The 20,788-nt window shown below is 69.1% G+C and carries 17 protein-coding genes; 3 read left to right on the forward strand and 14 right to left on the reverse strand.

Translation table 11 applies throughout. From position 1 onward, the window contains the following. Positions 1–7 precede the first annotated feature (7 nt). Positions 8–934, reverse strand: coding sequence for a biotin--[acetyl-CoA-carboxylase] ligase (locus V2L32_RS16805; RefSeq protein ID WP_331233675.1), 927 nt, complete (start codon positions 932–934; stop codon positions 8–10). Next, positions 935–2,725, reverse strand: coding sequence for an acetyl-CoA carboxylase biotin carboxylase subunit (locus V2L32_RS16810; RefSeq protein ID WP_331233677.1), 1,791 nt, complete (start codon positions 2,723–2,725; stop codon positions 935–937). A gap of 110 nt (positions 2,726–2,835) precedes the next feature. Here V2L32_RS16810 and V2L32_RS16815 point away from each other — a divergent pair, with 110 nt between their 5' ends. Continuing rightward, positions 2,836–4,041, forward strand: a complete 1,206-nt coding sequence (locus tag V2L32_RS16815) for an MFS transporter (protein ID WP_331233678.1) — start codon at positions 2,836–2,838, stop codon at positions 4,039–4,041. 36 nt (positions 4,042–4,077) lie between these two features. Here the strand turns inward: V2L32_RS16815 and V2L32_RS16820 are convergent, their stop codons facing one another. From V2L32_RS16820 to V2L32_RS16860, 9 genes are all read right to left on the reverse strand, one after another. Then, complete coding sequence (locus V2L32_RS16820) at positions 4,078–6,189, reverse strand: TRAP transporter permease (RefSeq protein ID WP_331233679.1); 2,112 nt, start codon at positions 6,187–6,189, stop codon at positions 4,078–4,080. Positions 6,190–6,274: 85 nt separating this feature from the next. Next, on the reverse strand, positions 6,275–7,414 hold the full coding sequence (locus tag V2L32_RS16825) for a TAXI family TRAP transporter solute-binding subunit (protein WP_331233681.1): 1,140 nt from the start codon (positions 7,412–7,414) through the stop codon (positions 6,275–6,277). A gap of 136 nt (positions 7,415–7,550) precedes the next feature. Then, entirely contained in the window at positions 7,551–8,723 is a 1,173-nt protein-coding gene (locus tag V2L32_RS16830) for an MFS transporter (protein ID WP_331233683.1), read from the reverse strand. A 9-nt stretch (positions 8,724–8,732) separates the two neighbouring features. Continuing rightward, on the reverse strand, positions 8,733–10,217 hold the full coding sequence (locus V2L32_RS16835; RefSeq protein WP_331233684.1) for an acetyl-CoA hydrolase/transferase C-terminal domain-containing protein: 1,485 nt from the start codon (positions 10,215–10,217) through the stop codon (positions 8,733–8,735). Further along, a complete protein-coding gene (locus V2L32_RS16840; protein ID WP_409348452.1) occupies positions 10,218–10,799 on the reverse strand; it encodes a MaoC family dehydratase in 582 nt (193 codons plus the stop codon). 101 nt (positions 10,800–10,900) lie between these two features. Next, on the reverse strand, positions 10,901–12,121 hold the full coding sequence (locus tag V2L32_RS16845) for an acyl-CoA dehydrogenase family protein (protein ID WP_331233687.1): 1,221 nt from the start codon (positions 12,119–12,121) through the stop codon (positions 10,901–10,903). 99 nt (positions 12,122–12,220) lie between these two features. Next, positions 12,221–13,579 carry an MmgE/PrpD family protein gene (locus tag V2L32_RS16850; protein ID WP_331233688.1) on the reverse strand — a complete coding sequence of 453 codons (1,359 nt, stop codon included), beginning with the start codon at positions 13,577–13,579 and terminating at the stop codon, positions 12,221–12,223. Positions 13,580–13,655: 76 nt separating this feature from the next. Beyond that, positions 13,656–14,093 carry a universal stress protein gene (locus tag V2L32_RS16855; RefSeq protein WP_331233689.1) on the reverse strand — a complete coding sequence of 146 codons (438 nt, stop codon included), beginning with the start codon at positions 14,091–14,093 and terminating at the stop codon, positions 13,656–13,658. Between the two features lie 26 nt (positions 14,094–14,119). After that, the gene (locus tag V2L32_RS16860; protein WP_331233690.1) at positions 14,120–15,028 is read right to left on the reverse strand and encodes an NAD(P)-dependent oxidoreductase; all 909 of its coding nucleotides are present in this window, start codon (positions 15,026–15,028) and stop codon (positions 14,120–14,122) included. 166 nt (positions 15,029–15,194) lie between these two features. Here V2L32_RS16860 and V2L32_RS16865 point away from each other — a divergent pair, with 166 nt between their 5' ends. Next, positions 15,195–16,466, forward strand: coding sequence for an MFS transporter (locus V2L32_RS16865; protein ID WP_331233691.1), 1,272 nt, complete (start codon positions 15,195–15,197; stop codon positions 16,464–16,466). A 123-nt stretch (positions 16,467–16,589) separates the two neighbouring features. Here V2L32_RS16865 and V2L32_RS16870 read toward each other — a convergent pair whose 3' ends face one another. Next, positions 16,590–17,249: a helix-turn-helix domain-containing protein gene (locus V2L32_RS16870; protein ID WP_331233692.1), complete on the reverse strand. Its 660-nt coding sequence runs from the start codon at positions 17,247–17,249 to the stop codon at positions 16,590–16,592. Between the two features lie 122 nt (positions 17,250–17,371). Here V2L32_RS16870 and V2L32_RS16875 point away from each other — a divergent pair, with 122 nt between their 5' ends. Further along, positions 17,372–18,826, forward strand: a complete 1,455-nt coding sequence (locus tag V2L32_RS16875; RefSeq protein ID WP_331233693.1) for a cytochrome P450 — start codon at positions 17,372–17,374, stop codon at positions 18,824–18,826. Between the two features lie 132 nt (positions 18,827–18,958). On the opposite strand, the gene V2L32_RS16880 is transcribed toward V2L32_RS16875, so the two are convergent. Then, positions 18,959–19,234 carry an acc operon protein gene (locus V2L32_RS16880; protein ID WP_331233694.1) on the reverse strand — a complete coding sequence of 92 codons (276 nt, stop codon included), beginning with the start codon at positions 19,232–19,234 and terminating at the stop codon, positions 18,959–18,961. Then, positions 19,215–20,765: an acyl-CoA carboxylase subunit beta gene (locus V2L32_RS16885; RefSeq protein WP_331233696.1), complete on the reverse strand. Its 1,551-nt coding sequence runs from the start codon at positions 20,763–20,765 to the stop codon at positions 19,215–19,217. The genes V2L32_RS16880 and V2L32_RS16885 overlap by 20 nt, the downstream gene beginning before the upstream one ends. Positions 20,766–20,788: the final 23 nt, after the last annotated feature.

The raw sequence follows: 20,788 nt of genomic DNA on the forward strand, positions 1-20,788 counted from the left end.
CGCGCACTCAGTCGGTCGGCCGGAGGTGCTCGCAGTCGCCGGCGTGGACCCGCCGCGGCCCACCCTCGATCTCGACGACGAGCGTTCCTGGCCCCTCGACGTCGACCGCCCGTCCGACGATCACCTCCGTCCGCGTCTCGACCCGGACCTCGCGACCGAGCGTGAGCGCGCGCTCGCGCCAGGCGTCGAGGATCGCATCCGGGTCGCGCCGGAGCTCGTCGAACCGGTCGATCACGGCCGCGAGCACCGTTCGGCGCACGACTGGGCCGACCTCCTCCCGGAGGCTCGTCGCGCCCTCGGGGAGCGCCTCTGACCCCACGTTCGCGTTGAGGCCGATACCGACGACGACCCAGGTCACCCGATCCGCCTCGCCTTCCATCTCCGTGCGGATCCCCGAGAGCTTCCGTTCGGAGGAGCCGACTAACACGTCGTTCGGCCACTTGATCCCGGCGTCGACGCCGAGGGTACGGGCTGTCTCGGCGACCGCGACCGCCCCGGCGAGCGTCAGCAGCGGCACCCGTGCGGGCGGGAGTTCCGGTCGGAGGAGGACGCTCGCGTAGATCCCGCCGCTCGGAGAGGACCACGCCCGGTCGAGTCGGCCACGCCCGCCGGTCTGTTCGTCGGCGACAACCAGCACCTCGCTCGCCCCCTCCCGGGCCAGCTCGCGCGCACGGGCGTTCGTGCTCGGGATCGAGTCGTGGAACTCGACGTCGGACGCGGTCTCGAGTTCGAGAACGATCGCACCAGCGCCGAACTCCGGGGTCGACCGGAGGCGATAGCCCTCTTCGCTGTCGATCTCGAAGCCCTCCTCCCTGAGTGCCTCGACGTGGTTCCAGACGGCGGCGCGCGAGACACCACGCTCACCCGCGAACTCCGGTCCGGAGACCGGTCCCTCGCGGAGGGCATCGAGGAGCGCCCGTCGGGTCTCTTCCATCTACTCGAGGACGACGATCGTATCGCCCATGTTCACGCTCTCGCCCTCGGAGACGAGCACCTGCGCGACGGTGCCAGCCTGCGAGGCGACGACGTCGTTCTCCATCTTCATCGCCTCAAGCACGCAGATGACGTCGCCGCCGGCGACCTCCTCGCCCTCCTCGACGTCGACCGAGAGGATCGTCCCCTGCATCTCCGCGGTGACCTGTGCGCCCTCGGCCGTGACGGCCTCTCCGCCGTCTTCGTCCTCCCGTGTCGGTCGGGGTCGCGAGCCGCCGCCTCCCGAGCTACCGGAGGCCGTCCCCCTCCCGGCGAGCGCGCCGCGTTCTTCGAGGCTCACCTCGAACCGTTTCCCGTTGACCTCGACGGTGAACTCGCGCTCGATCACCTCCTCGTCCTCGGTCGAGCCGGGCGACTCCGGTCCCCAGCGCTCGACGGCCTGTTCGACGCGGGTCGTGTCGAGTTCCTCGTCCAGGTACTTCGTCGTGTGCTCGCCCGCGAGGAACCGCTCGTCGGTGACCATCAGCCGGTGAAACGGCAGCGTCGTGTGGACGCCCTCGACCTCGAATTCGCGCAGCGCGCGGTCCGAGCGCGCGAGACACTCATCGCGATCGGAGCCGACGACGATCAGCTTCCCGATCATCGAGTCGTAGTCGCCGCCGATCTCGTCGCCCTGTCTGATCGCGTCGTCGAGGCGTACCCCGATCCCCCCCGCGGGGTCGTAGGTGCTGAGCGTCCCGGGCGTCGGCGAGAAGCCGTTCGCGGGGTTCTCCGCGTTCACTCGGAACTCGATCGCGTGACCCTCGATCTCGACGTCGTCCTGTGAGAACGCCAGCTCCTCGCCCGCGGCGACCCGGAGCTGCCACTTCACGATGTCGATTCCGGTCACCTCCTCCGAGACGCAGTGTTCGACCTGGATACGGGTGTTGACCTCCATGAAGTAGAACTCGCCGTCCTCGACGAGGAACTCCACCGTCCCGGCGTTCGTGTAACCCGCCTCCGAGACCCCCCGGCGGGCTGCCTCGCCGATCCGCTCGCGCAACTCCTCGGAGAGCGACGGCGACGGCGCCTCCTCGATCACCTTCTGGTGGCGCCGCTGGAGCGAGCAGTCGCGCTCGCCCAGGTGGCGGACGTTCCCGTGTTCGTCACAGAGCACCTGCACCTCGATGTGTTTCGGCGACTCGAGGTACTTCTCGACGTAGACGCTCGGGTTGTCGAAGTACGCCTCGCCCTCGCGTTTGGCGCTCTCGAAGGAGTCGGCGACAGCCTCCTCCTCGTGGACGACCTTCATCCCGCGGCCGCCGCCGCCGCCGGCGGCCTTGATCGCCACGGGGTAGCCGAACTCCTCGGCGACCTCGCGGACCTCCTCGGCCGACTCCGCCGGATCGGTCGTTCCCGGCACGACGGGCACGTCCGCCGCCTGCATCACCCGGCGCGCGCTCGTCTTCTCGCCCAGTCGCTCCATCACGTCGCTCTCGGGGCCGACCCAGGTGAACGGGCTCTCCTCGACGCGTGCGGCGAACTCGGCGTTCTCCGCGAGGAAGCCGTACCCCGGGTGGATCGCGTCCGCGTCGGCCTTCTCCGCGGCCTCGATGATCGCCTCCTGGTCGAGGTAGGACTGGCTCGCGGTCGCCGGCCCGACGTTGTACGCCTCGTCGGCGTAGCGGACGTGGCCCGCTTCCCTGTCGGCGTCGCTGTAGACCGCGACGGTGCCGATGCCGAGTTCCTCACACGCCCGGAAGACTCGGACCGCAATCTCGCCCCGGTTCGCGACGAGAACCTTCGTGAACATTTCTATCGGAAGAACAGGAAGCGATCACCTCATTCTATCGGTTCTCCGAGCGGGCGCGGTTCGCCGCTTGGGGAAGCTACATCCCGTACCCAACACGAGGAGTGGGGGAGATGGGATCGCTCGGAGGACAGCGGAGGTACGTCGTCGGAACCGTTTCGGGAGCACACTTCGTCTCCCACGTCTACCTGCTCGCGTACCCGCCGCTGTTCCCGCTGCTCGCCGCCGAGTTCGACCTGACGACGACGCGGCTCGGGCTGCTCGTGACCGCGATCTACGTCCCGACGCTGCTGTTCCAGCTCCCGGTGGGCGACCTCGTGGACCGGATCGGCGCGAAACGGATCCTCGTGGGCGGGATCGCGGTCACCTCGCTCGGGATCGCCCTCTCGGGGCTCTCGGGCGCGTACTGGCTGCTTCTCGCGTGTGCGTTCGTCTCCGGGATCGGCCAGTCGGCGTTTCACCCCGCCGACTACGCCCTGCTCGACGCGGTGACCGAACGGGACACCGAAGGGGTCGCGTTCAGCCTCCACACGTTCGGGGGGTTCGCCGGCTTCGCCGCGGCGCCCGTGGCGGTCGGCGGCCTCGGGCTCTCCGTCGGCTGGGACGTCGCGCTCGTCGCCGTCGGCTCGCTCGGCTTCGCCTACGCCGCGTTCGTCCACCTGACGATGGACCCGGTCCACGGGCGAACTCTCCGCGACCGGAACAGATCGGACTCACACTCCGCGGGGCGGTCCGTCCGCGAGATGGTCTCGTTCGTCCGCCGGGGCGACCTGCTCTCGGTCTTCGTCTTCTACGCGCTCAGCATGATGGCGATCGTCGGCCTCCAGTCGTTCACTACGCTGCTCGCCGTGGAGACGTACGGTCTCGACGGCTCGACCGCCAACACGCTCCTGACCGCCCACCTCGTGAGCATGGCCGTCGGTATCCTCGTCGGGGGACCGGTCGCCGATCGCCTCCCGCCCGGGACCGTCATCCTCCTCGCGTTCCTCCCGGCGGCGTTCTGTGTCTGGGTCGCCGTCGTCGGCCCCGTCGGGGGTCTGTCCGGACCGCTCGTCGCGCTCTCGCTGGCCGGGCTCCTGATCGGGGTCGCGCTCCCCTCGCGGGACCGGTTCGCGAACGCCGTCGCCGACCCGGGCGCCACCGGGACGAGTTTCGGCTTCTTCTTCACCGGCCTCTCGCTGGGTGCGGTCCTCGCTCCGGTGCTGCTCGGGGCGGTGATCGACGCCCGGTCGGCCGCCGCCGCGTTCGCCGTCGTCGGCGTCTTCCTGCTTCTCGCCGTCGCGGTCGTCGTGCTCACGACCGGCGGTCCTGAGGAGTGAACGACCGAGCGCGAACCGGATCGAGCGAGCGCGAGACTACTTCCGTCGGCCGTTGATCCCGGCGGCGAGCCCGCGGAGCTTCTCAATCGGCGCGGGCTTGCCGACGCTCGCCTGCGTCAGGTAGAGGACGACGACGATACCGAGCGCCCCCATGCGGATCGTCAGCGACTCGTGGACCATGATCACCGTCCCGAGCGCGAAGAAGCCGAGGCGCATCCCGTACGTCCCGGGCCGACCGAACGAGAACCGGTAGTTGAGCCCGTGGATGATCGCGATCGCGCCGACGAGCGTGATCAGGCCGGTCAGGAGTCCCGCCGACGTGATCTCCCCCGAGACGATCTCGGGGTGGTAGATGAACGTGAAGGGCAGGACGAACAGCGGCGCGGAGATCTTGATCGCCTCGAGACACGAGCGCCAGAAGTTCGAGCCGGCGATCCCGCAGGCGACCGCCACACAGGTGGCGATCGGGGGGGTCAGCCCCGCGAGGATCGCCGCGTAGAAGACGAAGAAGTGTGCGGAGAACTCCGGGAGGAAGAACTGGTTGATCAGCGTCGGCGCGATCAGCAGCGCGACGACCGTGTAGGCGGCGGTCGTCGGCATCCCGAGTCCGAGCAGGATACAGATGATCATCGCCATGATCGCGGCGAAGATCAACACCCCGCCGGAGAGGTCCATCAGCGTGAGCGAGATCGCCGTCGGCACCCCCGTCGCCATCAGCAGGTCGACGACGCCGTTGATCGCCGCGAGGATGATCGCCACGGGCGCGAGCACGACGACGCCCTCGCGCCAGCCGTCCCAGGTCTCGCGGATCGTCCCGGCGAACCGCCAGAAGACCGCGCGGGCGTTCCCCGTGTCGAAGGCGACCTTCGCGACCGGGATACCGATCCCGAGCGCCATCATCGACACCGCGGTCCACAGCGCCGCGGTCATCACCGTCCACTGGACGATGCCGAGGATGTAGATGAGGACGGCGAGCGGGACGCCGTACTTGATCCCCTCCAGAACTAGTTCGCCCCGGGTGAGCGCGTCGTCGAAGAACTCCGAGAGGTCCTGGTTCTCGATCTGTGGCCCGGCGGCGTAGTGGACCGCGACGACGATCGCGATCACGAGGATCGCCGCGGGGATCAGCCCCGCGACGAGCACGTCCGCGTAGGTGATCCCCGTGATGAGCGAGGCCATGATGAACGCCCCGGCGCCCATCACCGGCGGGAGCACCTGTCCCGAGGTGGAGGCGACCGACTCGATCCCCGCGGCCGTCTCGGGCTTGATGCCGTTCTCCTTCATCATCGGGATGGTGAACGAGCCGGTCATCCCGGCGTTGGCGGTCTGCGAGCCGTTGACCGAGCCGATCACCGCGCTCGCGACGACCGCGGTCTGGGCGACCCCCGAGTCGATGTACTTCGCCGAGCGTACGGCCATCCGCAGGATGAGGTCGAACGCGCCGTAGGCCTTCAACAGCCCGGCGTAGAGCAGGAACAGCGCGATCCACGCCGCGACGAGCTGCGTGAGGAAGCCGTAGAACCCGCGGACCCCGATGACGAGGATCCTGAGCACCCGCTCGTAGGAGAGGCCGGTGTGGCCGAGCGTGCCGGGGACCCAGCTCCCGAACAGCGCGTAGCCGATCCCGGCGAGCACGACGACGAGGAACGTCATCCCGAACGCGCGCCAGGTGAGGTAGATTATCACGAGCGTGAACGCGACCGCCAGCACGTACTCGTGATCGAGGGCGAAGCCCCGCCGGTCGGTGTACAGCGCCTCGAAGTTCGACCAGATGTAGACCGTCGTGACCGTGACGATCACCGCACAGACCACGAGGACGAGCGTGTCGAGACGGTTTCCGGGCGCGACCAACGCGCGGAGGTCCTCACCGATGTACCGGTTTCCCCCGCCGACGGACTGGGCCATCTCGTGGAGGATGTAGAGCAGCAAGATCCCCCCGAGAAACACCGCGCCGAACTGCGCCCGCGCGATGAGCTGGTATCTGGCGTAGGCGATCACGTAGAGCCAGAGCGGGACCGTGAGCAGCGCCAGCACCGACCAGAGCGTCACGTGGCGTTTCACGTTCTCCGCCGCGAGCTTCTCCCTGAGAACCGTCACGATCGGGCGTTCGAGGAGCTCCGAATCGATCTTCTCCGTTTCTGCTGTCATGGTACGTCGTGTGTCCGTGTGAGCGTGTCACAGGGTTCGGATACGGTCACTCGACCGTAGAACGGCAATAAGCTACTGGTTCGGGCTACTCGGCCTCGCCCCGCGTCCAGCCGTCGTCCCAGACGTCGTTCTCCTCGTAGAAGTCGGCGACGCCGGGATGGACCTCCAGATCCTCGAGCACCGCCGCGGTCATCGTCTCGGGGTCGGAGTGGTCGAGCGTCGTCGGGTCGGACTCCTGGAGCGTCTCCCAGTGTTCGCTCGCGATCCGGGCGAGTTCGTGGGTCGCGTGGGCCGGGACGTCCGGTCCGAACGCCCACTGGCCGCCGAGCGCCCAGCTCACGACCTGGTCGGTCACCTGATCGACGTCCTGCTGGAAGCCGTAGGGCTCGAACTCCGAGAGCAGCGCCCCGGGGGTGTCCTCGATCGTCTGTCGGAACTCGTCGTCGACCTCGATGACGTAGAGCCGTTCGTTGCTCCTGACGTCGACCTCCTGGCACCAGCCGGCGAGTTCGATCCCGTTCGCGCCGTAGATACAGAGCGCGTCGACTCTGTCCTCCTCGACCGCGCCGGGGATGTCGTCGGTGTTCGCGTTGTTGATCTCGTTCTGGTCCCACATGTCCGCCTCGCGGATGATCTCCTCGGTCAGCAGCCGGGTCCCGAAGCCCGGCTGGATCGGGTAGATCGTGTAGCCGCCCTCGCGGAGGTCCTCGGTCGACTCGATCCCGCTGCCCTCGAGCGCGACCCAGAAGATCTCGAGGCTCGTGAAGATCCAGCCCTGCATCGGGAGGCTCTCGACGGGGTCCTCGTCGAACGGGTCCTCGTCTTCCATCGCCTTCGACAGCGAGTTGTTGTCGACGCCGATGCTCGAGAACTCCCCCGAGTCGAACTCGTAGAGGTTCGCCGTCCAGCCGTCGGTCTCCTGGACCGTGACGTCGACGAAGTCGCTGTGCTCGCTCGCACCCCGTGCGAGCGCCTGCCCGGCGAGCTGTGTCGCGCTCCCGCTCGAGGTGCCCGCGATCGTCACCGTCACGTCCTCCTGATCGCCGTTCCCGTTCGCGTCGTCGTCGGCGTCTGCCGCGTCGTCGGCGTCTGCCGCGTCGTCCGCGGCGGCCGCGTCGTCGTCCCCGTCGTCGTCCCCGTCGAGGCAGCCGGCCATCGTGATGACGCCGAGCGTCGCCGCCCCCTTGAGCACGTCCCGCCTGTTGCGACTGTTACCAGTGTACATGCATATCTACCATAGACAACGATTAGTATAAACGTATTGTATTCGGTTGTGGTATCCGGAGCGAGAAGAACCCGTAGACAGAACCGACTCACCCCGTATCGCCGCCCGGACTACTCGGAGATCGATCAGAAATCCCCTACCCGCGGCGAGCGAGCATCGCGAGCAGACAGAACGCGACCGCGGCCGCGACCGCGAGCATCGCCCAGCCCGCAGCGTAGCCCGAGCGGTCGACGAGCAGGCCGAACGCCGGCGGTGCACAGAGCGCCCCGGCGTTGAGCGCGATCTGACCGCCGGCGGTCGCGCTCCCCATCTCCTCGCTGGGGACCAGCGAGCCCATACAGGAGTAGTAAACCCCGGTGAACCCGAGGACGAACAGGCCGAGGGCAGTGAACGCGAGGAGCGCGAGCGTCGGCGAGTCGACGAGGATCACCGCGACGAAGAGCACCGCAGAGGCGGCCGACTGGACGAGCAGGATCCGGAGCGTCGCGGCGGTGAGCGACGCCGAGAGCCGGTCCGCGAGCCAGCCGAAGACGACGCGACCGGCGCTCCCGCTCACCTGTGCGGCGGCGAGCACGACGCCGGCGAAGACGACGCTCGCGCCGACGGACTCGTGGACGTAGAGGATCGTGTAGCCCGTCGTGGTGAACAGCCCCGCCCCGAGGAAGAAGCCGGCGGCCGTGAGCAGCACGTACGCCGGCGAGGTGAGGTGCGCCCGGATCCCGCCGCGGTCGGTCTCCCCTCCGCTGCCCTCACCGCCGGCGTCGTAGGACACCCAGAAGACGACGCTCACGACACCCGCCACGGCCGCAGCGAGCAGGAACGCGACCTCCCAGCCGAAGCGGGTCGCGCCGAACCACGGCACCGCGAGGGCGGCGATCCCGCTGCCGGCGGTGACGCCCACCTGCTTGATCCCCATCGAGGTGTTGAGCCGCTCGTGTGGGATGGCGTTGAACACCGCCGCGTTCGTCCCCGGCATCGCCGTCGCGTAGAACGCGCCGAGGACGAGGACGGAGACGAGCAAGAGGGTGTAGGACCCCGCCAGGGTGACGACGGCGACCGCGACGGCGAGGCCGAGGAGGCCGACGACGAGCGCGCGCTTCTCGCCGTAGGCGTCGATGACCGAGCCGACGGGGAGCAGACAGAGCGTGTAGCCGAGCATGAGCGCGGTGAGCATGACGCCGACGAGCGTCGCGGAGACGTCGAACCCCTCGCGGACGAACGGCGTCACGGCGTAGACGGCGTAGAAGCAGACGCTCGCGGCGACCTGCCAGAGCAGGATCAGTCCGGTGTACCGCTTCCAGCCCGCCATCCCCTCCGATCACTCGCCCCACTCGACGTGCCAGGAGAGCGCCGTCTCGAGGTCGTGCGGGACGTTCCCCCCGCCGCGTTCGGCCCGTTCGCGGTACTCGTCCAGCGCCTCCCGGAACGCGGGGTCGGCCACCCCGACCAGCGCCTCGGCCCGTTCGCGCGGGGAGAGCCCCCTGAGATCGGCGACGCCGTGTTCGGTGACCACGACCGAGTGGTCGTGTTCGGTGTGATCGACGTGCGGGACCATCGGGACGACCCGCGATATCTCGCCGGCGGCGGTCGAGGGGAGCGCGACGATCCCGAGCGGGCAGCTGCGGCTGAAGTCGCCGCCGCCGCCGATCCCGTTGACGACGTGCGTCCCGCCGACGTGGGTGGCGTTCGCGTTCCCGTAGAGGTCGACCTCGACCGCGCTGTTCACCCCCACGACGCCGAATCGGTCGATCAGCGCCGGGGCGTTCGAGACGTCCGCCGGCCGGAGGACGACGTCCTCGGCGTACCGCTCGATCGACGCGAAAAAGCGCTCCTGTCCGTCGGCCGAGAGCGCGAGCGACGTCGCGCTCGCGCCGGCGAGCGCACCCGCGTCGAGCATGTCCAGCAGGCCGTCCTGGATCACCTCGCCGAAGTAGACCACCTCGCGCCCGCCGAACTCGACCTCGGAGAGCGCCTCTAACAGCGCGTTGCCCGTGCTCCCGACGCCGAACTGGAGCGCGACGCGCTCCTCGAGAAGCGGGTTTCTCTCGATCTCCGCCGAGAGGAACGAGGCGAGGTGGGCGGCGATCTCGCGATCGACCGACGTCGGCTCCCGGAACGTGTAGGGGTCGTCCGGTCGGTCGGTCTCGACGACCGCGACGAGTTTCGAGGGATCGAACCCGATCTCCGGCGCGCCAATCCGGCCGACGGGATCGACGAGCGGGATCGGCCCCCGTTCGGGTGGCTTCGTTCGGGTGTAGACGTCGTGAACGGCCGAAAGCGACCGGGGCTGTGCCGCGTTCACCTCGACGATCAGTCGATCGGCGGCCTCGACGAACGCCGGCGTGTTCCCGATCGACGTCGAGGGGACGAGCCAGTTCTCGCCCACGGACACCGCCTCCACGATCGCGGTGTCGGCGTCGACCAGCCCGCCGTAACGGAGTTCGTCGGCGACCCGCGAGATGTGGCGGTCGTGGAACGCGACGGTCCCCGAGTTGATCGCCTCCCGAGACGTGGGCTTCGTCTGGAAGGGATACCGCCGAGCCATCGAGCCGGACTCGACGAGGTGGGTGTCGATCTCGTCGCCGACGCCGCCGCCGCTCACCACCGTGAGCGCCTTCTCGCGACCGTCGGCCGCGAGCGCCTCCGGCACCGCCTTCGGGTAGCCGACGCCGCCGAACCCGCTCACGAGCAGTGTCTCCTCGGGGCCGACCTCGGCGGCCGCCTCCGCCGGATCGACGACCGGGAGCCCGTCCGCGATCCGCTCGCCCTCGGCTGCCTCCCCCGACCCGTCGCCTACTTCCATCTACTCCTCACCCGGCTGGGTGCCGATACCCTCCGGCCAGCCCGGCGGCGTCGACGCGGAGGGCTTCGCGTGCTCGCGCTTGAGCACCATCGGGGTGCGTTCGAGCGAGAGCACCTTCGTCCCGTCCTGGTTGTACGCCCGCAGCTCGGTCGTGACGATCCCGACGTGCTCTCGCGAGGAACTCTCACGCTTCTCCAGTACCTCGCTCTCCGCGAAGATCGTGTCGCCGTGGTAGACCGGCGCGTGGTGGCGGATCCTGTCGTAGCCGAGGTTCGCCGTCGCGTTCACCGAGACGTCGATCACGCTCATCCCGACCGCGAGCGCGATGACGAACGTCCCGTCGACGAGGCGCTCGCCGAACTCGGTTTCCCGTGCATAGGCCTCGTTGAAGTGCATCGGGTTCAGGTTCATCGTGACGTTCGTCAGCCAGACGTTGTCCGTCTCGGTCACCGTACGCCCGAACGGGTGTTTGTAGACGTCACCGACCCGGAAGTCCTCGTAGTAGCGGCCCTGCCAGCCCGCGACCAGCCGCGTCTCCCCGTCGCTCGCTCCGTCCGTCTCGTCCCCTCCGTCGGTTCTCATTGCCGTCGATTCTCCGTCGGTCGTGTCGGTCTCGTGGGTGTCGTCGGTCATGGTGTGGGTCGTCGGTGTCTCGTGTGGATCACGGTCGTCGGTCGTTCCGCTCAGTACGACCGGGGCAACCCCAGCACGCTCTCGCCGAGGTAGTTGAGCGCGAGCTGCTGGCTGATCGGGACGATCCTCGTCAACCTCGCCTCCCGGAAGTACCGCTCGACGTCGTACTCGCGGGCGACGCCGAAGCCGCCGTGGGTCTGGACCGCCGCGTCGGCGGCGGCGAAACACGCCTCCGCCGCGAGGTACTTCGCGACGTTCGCGATCGCACCCGCCTCGGTGCGTTCAGCGTCGTCGAGCTCCTCCGCGCCGCTGTAGACGAGCTGTTTCGCCGCGAGCACCTGCGCGTACGCCTCCGCGATCGGGTGCTGGATCGCCTGGTTCGCGCCGATGGGCCCGCCGAACACCTCGCGCTCGTTGGCGTACTCGATCGCGCTCTCGAGGGCGGTCTCGCCGAGGCCGATACACTCGGCGGCGATCACGAGTCGCTCCTCGTTCAGCCCGTCGAGCACCTGGTAGAAGCCGCGTCCCTCCTCGCCGATCAGGTTCGCTTCCGGGACTCTGAGCCCCGAGAACCACATCTCGTAGGAGTGGACGAACCCGCTCACCGTCTTCGGGATCGCCTTGATCTCGAGGGCGTCCTGTTCGTACGCCTCCTCGAGGTCGACGAGGAACATGGAGATCCCGCGGGTCCGTTTCTCGACCTCTTCCCTCGGGGTGGTCCGCGCCATCAGGACGAGGTAGTCGCTCTGGTCGACCCGCGAGATCCAGATCTTCTGTCCGTCGATCACGAACTCTGCCTGCCCGCCGGCACGTTCCTCGCGTTCCGCCGAGGTCTCCATCGCCGTCGAGTTCGACCCGGCGTTCGGCTCGGTGAGCCCGAACGACTGGATCGACGCCTCGCCGCGAGCGACTCGCGGAAGCAGGTCGGCTTTCAGCTCCTCGCTCGCGTACTTCACCAGGGGAACGCTGTTGTAGATCCCGCCGTGGATCGCCTGGGCCGCGCTGAACCCACCCCCGCTGGCGGCGATCTCCTCCATCATCACGACGACCTCGGCGGTGCTCATCCCGGCACCCTCGTACTCCTCGGGGATCAGGATTCCCAGCCAGCCGTGGTCGGCGAGCGCGTCGACGAACTCGGTAGGATACTCCTCGGCCTCGTCGTGTTCGCGCCAGTACTCCGCGTCGAAGTCCGCACACAGCTCCCGAATGCTGCTTCGCACCAGCCGCTGTTCCCCCGAGAGCGTCATCGTATCCCGCCAGGAGTGCGCCATTGTGAGGAGATCGGTAACACGGGTAATGAACGTGTTGGAGCCGGTAGGACGGCGATCGGCCGCCGCCCGGCCCTCGGACGACGACGGCCTCGGAACGACCTACTCCAGGGCGTCGAGGGTGGCGAACAGTTCGTCCGAGTGTCCGTCGCGGAGGTCGCCGACTGCCTCGACGACCGACGCCGAACCGTCCCGATCGATCCCCGCCGCACGGGTCAGTTCGTGGAACTTCCCCTCGACGTCCGCCCAGTCCATCGGCTTCTCCGGCTCGCCGAGGGCGTACTCGACGAACCGCTCGTGCGTGCCGTCGGCCTCGACGGTCACCCCCGCCGTCCAGCGTGCCGGAAACGGATCGTTCGTCCGGTCGGTCGAGGCGACCTCGACCCGGTCCATCAGCCGCCGGAGCGCGGGGTCGTCGAGGCGTTCCTGGGCGTCGAGGAACGCGCGAAGGCCGGCCTCGCCCGCCGAGAGCGAGAGCGCGGCGGCGAACGGCGTGGAGAACTGGCAGTCGACGAAGTTCTCGGGCCGTCGTTTCGAGGTGATCGGCTCGCCCGTCAGCCGGACGCCCGGTCCGGGGAGGTCGACCCTGACCGACTCGATCGCGTCGGGATCGACCCCCTCACCGATCTCGAGCAGCGCGTCGATCGCCGCGTGCATGTACCGACAGCAGGGGTACGGCTTGAGCGCGGTCTCGAGCGCTGCCCTCCCGGGTTCGATCCCCCGGAGCGCCTCGGGGATCGGCTCGTCGGTGTAGCCGTGGAGGAAGCCGAACGTCCCCTCGATCGGTTCCGCCGAGCCCCGGAAGCCGGCGTCAGCGAGTTCGGTAGCCAGCACCGCCCGGTGTGCACAGAGTCCGGGGTGCAGCCGTTTGTTCCACGCGCCGTTCTCGAGGAACTGCAGCGAACCCGCGGCCTGACTGCCGTTGACCCCGAACGCGGCCTCGAACGTCGCCTCGTCGAATCCCCTGAGGAGACCCGCAGCGGCGGTCGCCCCGAACGTCCCGCAGGTGGCCGTGAGGTGGAACCCGCGGGCGTAGTGGGCGTCCGGGTTCACCGCGCGGCCGAGCGCGCAGGTGACGTCGTAGCCGAGCGAGATCGCGGCGAGTAGCGCCTCGCCCGTCGCCTCCGTCTCGCGGGCGACCGGGAGGGCCGCGGCGATGGTCGGCGCACCGGGGTGGAGCGACGACTCGCGGTGGGTGTCGTCGAAGTCGAGGCTGTGGGCGAACGTGCCACTCAGAAGGGCGGCCCGGTCGGGCGCGAGGGTCGACCCGGTCGGTAGCCGTGGAGCACGCCCGCCCGCGAGCCCCTCGACCGTCCTCAGAACGCTCTCGGAGGAGGTGGCCACGCTCCGACCCCCGAGAACGAGCCCGACCCAGTCGAGCAGGTGTCGTTCGAGGTGGTCGACGCTCTCGGCGGGCGGTGCGTCGGCCTCCGCGCAGAACGCGGCGAGGCTGTCGGTCACCGGGTACCCCCCACGGGACCGGTTTCGGTCGCCTGCGCGCGTACCCCCTCTGGGTCGAGGACGGGGCGATCGGCGCTCATGTCGGCGAGACCATCACCGTTCGGTCGGCGTCGAGGATGACCGCCTGCGTGACGCTCCCGAAGATCGCCTTCCCGACGGGGGAGCGCCGCCGCCCACCGAGGACGATCGCGTCGGCGTCGACCTCGGCCGCGACCGCGAGGATCGCCTCCTCCGGCTCCCCGGTGACGCCGTGGACGGCGGTCTCGACGTTCGCCTCGCGGAGCAGCTCCACGAGTAGGTCGGCGGTCTCCGGCAGCCCCTGGATCTCCTCTAAGTTCCGGTTGATCTCCTCGATGTACGAGGACCCCGCCTCGTCGGCCGGCGTCTCTATCTCCTCGTGGACGTAGAGGACGTCTGCACGGACCGCGGCCGCGCCCGCGAGTCCGAGGATCGTCTCCGCCTGCGAGCGGACCCGCCGTTCGTCGTCGTCGATCGGAACCAGTACGTGGTACATGACTCCGACCACAGGGTGAGAGGTTATCAATCCACCCGCGGATCGGCCCCTGAATTCGGACGATCCGCACCCGTCATCGCCGCCCGGAGGTAGCCGTAGACGTCGGTCATGTCACCCGTCTCGCCGTACCTCGCTCTCGTGTACTCGATCTGGCTCGCGACGACGCCAGCCAGCAGCAGCGGGAGACCCTTCTCGTCGCCGAACCGTTCGAGCAGCGCGATGTCTTTCTCCATCAGCGCGAGCGAAAAGCCCACCTCCTCGCCCTCGGCGATGTAGTCGGGGAACTTGTCCTCCGTGGCGGAGTTCCGGCCGGTGCTGACGGTGAACACCTCGCACATCGTCTCGATGTCGAGACCGACCGCCTCGCCGAGAACGACCGCCTCGGAGGTCGCGACCATCGCGGCGAACGAGAGGTAGTTGTTGAGCAGTTTCACCGCGTGACCGTGACCGGGGTCCTCGCCGACGTGGAAGACGTTCTTCGCGAACGCGTCGACGTAGGGCCGACAGCGGTCGAGTTCGCTTGGGTCGCCGCCGACCATGACCGTGAGTGTCCCCGCCTCCGCGCCGTAGGTGCCGCCGCTGACGGGTGCGCCGAGGGTCGACACCCCCACCTCGGAGAGCGAGTCGGCGACCGTCCGGGTCGTCTCCGGCGTCGAGGTCGTCGTGTCCACGACGACCGATCCCGGACCGAGGCTCCCCGCGAGCTCGGCGGCGACCGACTCGACCGCCTCGGGTCCGGGGAGCGAGAGGAAGACCACGTCCGAGCGCTCGCCGACGGCCGCCACCGACTCGACACCGGTCGCACCCATCGACTCCATCGCATCGATCGGGGCGTCCCTGCGGTCGAAGACGGCCACGTCGTGGCCGGCTCGAACGAGGTGTGTCGCCATCGAACCGCCCATCCTCCCGAGACCGACGAACCCGAGTCGCGTCATGCTCGGGGTTCACGCCGGGGGGTAACGAATCTAGCGTCGCGCTGGGGACGGCGACGCCCGCTCGGAGCTCCTGTGAGCGAGGGGAATCGACGCTGATAAGCGAGCCGCGCGAGGAGTGACGCGAAGACACGGCCGACGGCCCCGGAGTGTCGGCCACACACCACTCATGAAGGGGAACGACCGCCGGATCGTGCTGTTCACCGCCGGGTCGCACGGGCTCGTCCACACCTACGAGCTGTCGATCCCGATCCTGATGACCGTCTGGCTCGCCGAGTTCTCGGTGACCGCGGCGGCGCTCGGCCTCGCGGTGACGGTCGGCTACGGCCTCTTCGGGGTCGGGGCGCTCCCCGGCGGCGTGCTCGTCGACCGGTTCGGCTCGAAGCCACTGATCATCGGCTGTCTGCTCGGGATGGGCGTCGCCTTCCTGCTCGCGGCCGCCGCGCCGAGCTTCCCGACGCTCGTCCTCGCCCTCGCGCTCTGGGGGATCGCCGCGTCGGTCTACCACCCCGCGGGTCTCGCGCTCATCTCGAAGGGCGTCACCCGGTCGGGGACCGCCTTCGGCTACCACGGCATCGGCGGCAACCTCGGCATCGCGCTCGGCCCGCTCGTCACCGTCCTCCTGCTGCTCCAGTTCGACTGGCGGGTCGTCACCGCCGCGCTCGTGCTCCCGACGGTCGTCGTCGTCGCCTACGGGCTGGCCGTCGAGTTCGACGAGACCGCCGCCGTCGAGACGGCGAGTCGGGCCGACGGTGGGTCGGGGGACGACAGCGGGTCCGCGAGCGACACGAAGGGACAGCTCACGGTGGGAGCGATCCTCTCGGACAGCCGGGCGCTGTTCACGCTCGGGTTCTCGCTCGTCTTCCTCATCGTGATGCTCTCCGGGCTCTACTACCGCGCCTTTCTCACGTTCCTGCCCGACCTGCTGAGCGACCTGCTCGACGGCGTGTTGCACCTGGAGCTGGTCGATCCCGAGAGCCCCTACGCCGACGAGTTCGACGTCTCCCGGTACCTCTACGTCGGCATCCTGGTCTTCGGGGTGGCGGGCCAGTACCTCGGGGGACGCCTCGCGGATCGGATCGCGCCCGAACGCGCGCTCGCGTACGTCCTCGCGACGCTCGCGACGCTCGCGGGGCTGGTCGTCCCCGCGGTCGCCCTCGGCCTGCTCCCCTTCCTCGCGGTCGCGCTGCTGCTCGGCGTCGCGCTGTTCACCATCCAGCCGCTCCAGCAGGCGACGGTCGCGGCATACTCCCCCTCGTCGGTTCGCGGGCTCTCGTTCGGCTACACCTTCCTCGCGATCTTCGGTATCGGCGCGCTCGGCGCGGGACTTGCCGGCGCCGTGCTCACCTACGCGGACGTCGCCGCCCTGTTCGTCGTGCTCGCGGGCATCGCCGCGACCGGAGCGACGCTCACGGTCGTCCTCAGACGGCTCACCCGCTGAGGCGGCGTACTCAGAGGAGCCGGAGGCGCTCGCGGTCGAGTGGCACTCGCTCGCCGTCGCTACGCGACCGTCGAGTCGGTAGACGGGGTCGTCTCGCTGCTCTCGAACGGGTGATCGCGGTGCTCACTCGACGATCCGCGACATGACGGCGGACTCGGCCTTGCGCAGGTGATCGGAGGCCGTGCTCTCGGCGCAGTCGAGCGCCGCGGCCACCGCCGCGAGCGACGCGCTCCGGGGGACGTCGTAGTAGCCGAGGTCGACCGCCGTCCGGACGGCCTCTGCCTGCCTGTCGGTCAGCGCGCCCGCGACCCGAGCGTGTCGGCGGTCGTACTCGCCGACCCCCTCGATCGTCACCTCGATCTCGCCCGGTATCCTCCCGACGAGCGTCCCGAGGTCCGCCTCCTGGCCGACGACGGTCATCCGCATCGCGGCCTCCGAGTCGTAGACGATCGGCGGGACGACGACGAGCTCCAGCTCACCGAACGCACGCCGGAGCGAGACGTCCTCCTCTCGGGTCTCCTGGCACGCGAAGACGTAGAGCGACCGGTCGTCGACCCGCGCGGTCCGATGCCACCGGATCGAGTCGATGGCCTCGATCGCCCCCCGGTACCGCTCCGGGTCGGTCACCTCCGCGTAGAACAGTTCGTACTCGACTCCCTCCTCCCGCCCCAGGTTCCACGTCAGCAGCTCCTCGTGGGTGACGACGTCCCCGTGGCGGATGAACCGCTGCATCGGATGGAGCATCGAATCGGGCTGGCGCAGACGGAGGTCACAGTACTTCACGGGTCGTCCCTTGGAGCCGGTTCGAACCCGGACTCGACCGACGCGTCGGACCGACGGAACATAAAGACACTAGCCACTCCGGCCGAACCCGTTTCTCCCGAGGGGATCTATCGGGAACCGCGATGACGACCACACCCGACGACGGATCCGGGAACGGGGGGACGAGAGGGACGGGGAGGCTGCCACCCGGACCCGACGGCCTGCCGGTCCTGGGGAACACGCTCTCGCTCGCCCGGGACCCGATCGGCTTCTTCGACCGGATGGCCGCCTACGGCGACGTCGTCCGGTACGAGCTCGCCGGGCAGCCGTTCACGATGGTGCTCCACCCCACGTACGTCGAGCGGCTGCTGGTGACCGACTCGGACTCCCTCCGGAAGTTCCGGTTCGAGGAGTTCGGCTTCGGCTCCGGCAACGACGCGTTCGCGCCCGAGGGCGTGCTCTTCAGCGAGGGCGAGCAGTGGCGTGCCCAGCGGACGGCCCTCCAGGCGGCGTTCACGCCCGACCGGATCGAGCGCTACGGCGAGACGATGGTCGCGACGGCCGCCGAACACGCCGCCGGCTGGCCGAGGGACGAGGGGGTCGCGATCGACCGGCGGTTCTCGGAGCTGACGCTCGATATCCTCGCCCGGACGCTGTTCGACCTCGACCTCGACGGTCGGGGGGAGGCGATCACCGACGTCGCCCGGGCGCTGAACGAGCGGGCGGACACGCGGAACCTCTCGGCGTTCCTCCCGTCGTGGGTGCCGACGCCGAGCCAGCGTCGGTACGACCGGGCGATGGGCGCCTTCGACGAGCTCGTCGACGAACTGATCGCGGGACGCCGTGGGGACGAGGACCTCGACCGACGGGACGACCTGCTCTCGTTGCTGCTCGCCCGGGCGGGGCCGGAGGGCTACCGCCACTCGCAAACCGAACTCCGCGACCAGCTCCTGACGTTCCTGTTCGCCGGCCACGAGACGACCTCGCTTGCGCTCACCTACACGACGCTCCTGCTCTCGCGACACCCCACCGTCCACGACCGACTCCACGCCGAGTGGGACGAGCTCCTCGGCGGCGACGATCCGACGCCCGCGGACCTGTCGGCGCTCGCGTACACCGACCGCGTCGTCCGGGAGTCACTGCGGCTCTACCCGCCGGCGTTCGCCGTCTTCCGCACCGCCCTCGAGGACCTGACGCTCGACGGCTACCTGCTCCCCGCGGGGACGAACGTCACGATCCCGCAGTTCCGGATCCACCGCGATCCCCGGTTCTACGACGACCCCGAGCGGTTCCGGCCCGACCGCTGGACCGACGGCTTCGAGGAGGGTGAGGTGCGGAGCACCGCCGGCGGGGCGAGCGGGGAGGGGACCGACTCGCGAGCCGGGCGTCCCGAGTACGCGTACTTCCCGTTCGGCGGCGGTCCCCGCCACTGCATCGGGATGCGTTTCGCGATGACGGAGTTGACCCTCGTGTTACCGACGATTCTCCGACGGGTCGAGGTCGATCCGCTCTCCGATCCGGAGCCCGACCTCGCGCCGGGTGCGACGCTCCAGCCGGCCGACGACGTGCGGGTTCGGATACAGGAACGCGGGGGGTGATCGGAACTCGAAGGGACCGCGACGCCGGGAGCGGAACCTCCGTCGCAGCCTCACACGGACTACTGTCCGTCGTTACCGGCGCAACCGCGCCCGTCCTGTGGGTGCATCGGTAAATCGTTCCAGCGGACCGTATCAGAACCGATCGGTTCTGGCGGCGGCGCTCCACGCGTCGGTCGGCGCGCCCGTCGGCACCCGGACCTGCCGGTTCTGCATCGCGTCGATCCGGCCGGCGAACGTCCATCGCTCGCCCTGCCAGGTCGGTTCCTCGCCCTCCGTACCGGCCTCCAGCGCTCGGAGGTGACTGCCGATCGCCGCGGCGATGGCCGCTGCCTCCTCGGGATCGGCGTCCGGCGGGATCGAGAGACCCTCGGCGAGGGTAGTGAGCTCCTCAGAGCGGGATGTTGCCATGTTTCTTCTCCGGGGCGTGTTCGCGCTTCGATCGGAGCATCGTCAGGTCCGCGATCAGCCGTTTTCTGGTCTCTCGCGGCTCGATCACGTCGTCGACGAACCCCCGGTCGGCGGCGGTGTAGGGGTTCGCGAACTCGTCTCGGTACTCCTCGATCAGTTCGTCGCGGCGGGCCTCGGTGTCGTCCGCCGCTTCGAGCTGTTTGCGGTAGAGGATGTTCACCGCGCCCTGTGGGCCCATCACCGCGATCTCGGCGGTCGGCCAGGTGTAGTTGACGTCCGCGCCGATGTGTTTCGACGCCATCACGCAGTAGGCCCCGCCGTAGGCTTTGCGGGTGATCACCGTCAGGAGTGGGACGGTCGCCTCGGAGTAGGCGTAGAGCAGCTTCGCCCCGTGTTTGATGATCCCCCGGTGTTCCTGGTCGGTGCCGGGCATGTAGCCCGGCACGTCGACGAACGTGAGGATCGGGATGTTGAACGAGTCACAGAACCGGATGAACCGCGAGCCCTTCATGCTCGCCTCGACGTCGAGCGTGCCCGCGTTCACCCGGGGCTGGTTCGCGACCACACCCACCGAGTGGCCGTCCAGCCGGGCGAAGCCGGTGACGATGTTCGCCGCGTAGTTCTCCGCGACCTCGAAGAAGGAGTCCTCGTCGGCCACGCCGTCGATCACGTCGACGATGTCGTACGGTTTTCGTGGCTCGGCGGGGACCACGTTCTCCAGCTCCTCGCACTCGCGGTCGGGGTCGTCCCACGGCTCGACCCTCGGCGGGTCCTCGACGTTGTTCTGCGGGAGATAGGACAGGAGATACCTGATGTCGTCGAGCACCGACTCCTCGTCGGGATCGGCGAAGTGTGCGACCCCCGTCTCGGTGCTGTGCGTCGTCGCGCCGCCGAGTTCGGCGAAGGTGACCTCCTCGCCTGTGACGGTCTTGATCACCTCTGGGCCGGTGATGAACATGTGGCTCGTCTCGTTCACCATGAAGACGAAGTCGGTGATCGAGGGGGAGTAGACCGCGCCGCCGGCACACGGACCCATGATCGCCGATATCTGGGGGACGACGCCGCTGGCGCGCTGGTTTCTGTGGAAGATCTCGGCGAAGCCCGCCAGGCTCTCGACGCCCTCCTGGATGCGTGCGCCTGCGGAGTCGTTGAGCCCGACGATCGGCGCGCCGACCTCCATCGCCTGGTCCATCGCCTTACAGATCTTCTCTGCGAACACCTCGCCCAGGCTGCCGCCGAAGACGGTGAAGTCGTGGGCGAAGACGAAGACCGTTCTTCCATCGACCTCGCCGTAGCCGGTGACGACGCCGTCGCCGGGGATCTGTCGCTCCTCCATCCCGAAGTTGTGCGAGCGGTGGGTCCGGAGCTTGTCGAACTCCTCGAAGGTGCCGTCGTCGAGGAAGTAGTCGATGCGCTCTCTGGCGGTCAACTTCCCCTTCTCGTGCTGGGAGGCGATCCGCTCCTCGCCCCCGCCGAGCTCCGCCTCGCGCTTTCTCGCCCGTAGCTCCTCGATCCGTTTCTCGACGGTCACGGAGTCCACCTCGCTTCCGGTCG

Origin of the sequence: Halalkalicoccus sp. CGA53 (assembly GCF_036429475.1) — an archaeon.
Lineage (GTDB): Archaea > Halobacteriota > Halobacteria > Halobacteriales > Halalkalicoccaceae > Natronorarus > Natronorarus salvus.

Excerpts from the sequence above, each read along its gene's own strand:
- V2L32_RS16825 (WP_331233681.1), bottom strand. The coding sequence starts at position 7,414 with ATGTACACTGGTAACAGTCGCAACAGGCGGGACGTGCTCAAGGGGGCG.
- V2L32_RS16840 (WP_409348452.1), bottom strand. The coding sequence starts at position 10,799 with ATGAGAACCGACGGAGGGGACGAGACGGACGGAGCGAGCGACGGGGAG.
- V2L32_RS16865 (WP_331233691.1), top strand. The coding sequence starts at position 15,195 with ATGAAGGGGAACGACCGCCGGATCGTGCTGTTCACCGCCGGGTCGCAC.
- V2L32_RS16855 (WP_331233689.1), bottom strand. The coding sequence starts at position 14,093 with ATGTACCACGTACTGGTTCCGATCGACGACGACGAACGGCGGGTCCGC.
- V2L32_RS16830 (WP_331233683.1), bottom strand. The coding sequence starts at position 8,723 with ATGGCGGGCTGGAAGCGGTACACCGGACTGATCCTGCTCTGGCAGGTC.
- V2L32_RS16820 (WP_331233679.1), bottom strand. The coding sequence starts at position 6,189 with ATGACAGCAGAAACGGAGAAGATCGATTCGGAGCTCCTCGAACGCCCG.
- V2L32_RS16810 (WP_331233677.1), bottom strand. The coding sequence starts at position 2,725 with ATGTTCACGAAGGTTCTCGTCGCGAACCGGGGCGAGATTGCGGTCCGA.
- V2L32_RS16875 (WP_331233693.1), top strand. The coding sequence starts at position 17,372 with ATGACGACCACACCCGACGACGGATCCGGGAACGGGGGGACGAGAGGG.
- V2L32_RS16815 (WP_331233678.1), top strand. The coding sequence starts at position 2,836 with ATGGGATCGCTCGGAGGACAGCGGAGGTACGTCGTCGGAACCGTTTCG.
- V2L32_RS16880 (WP_331233694.1), bottom strand. The coding sequence starts at position 19,234 with ATGGCAACATCCCGCTCTGAGGAGCTCACTACCCTCGCCGAGGGTCTC.
- V2L32_RS16835 (WP_331233684.1), bottom strand. The coding sequence starts at position 10,217 with ATGGAAGTAGGCGACGGGTCGGGGGAGGCAGCCGAGGGCGAGCGGATC.
- V2L32_RS16860 (WP_331233690.1), bottom strand. The coding sequence starts at position 15,028 with ATGACGCGACTCGGGTTCGTCGGTCTCGGGAGGATGGGCGGTTCGATG.
- V2L32_RS16805 (WP_331233675.1), bottom strand. The coding sequence starts at position 934 with ATGGAAGAGACCCGACGGGCGCTCCTCGATGCCCTCCGCGAGGGACCG.
- V2L32_RS16845 (WP_331233687.1), bottom strand. The coding sequence starts at position 12,121 with ATGGCGCACTCCTGGCGGGATACGATGACGCTCTCGGGGGAACAGCGG.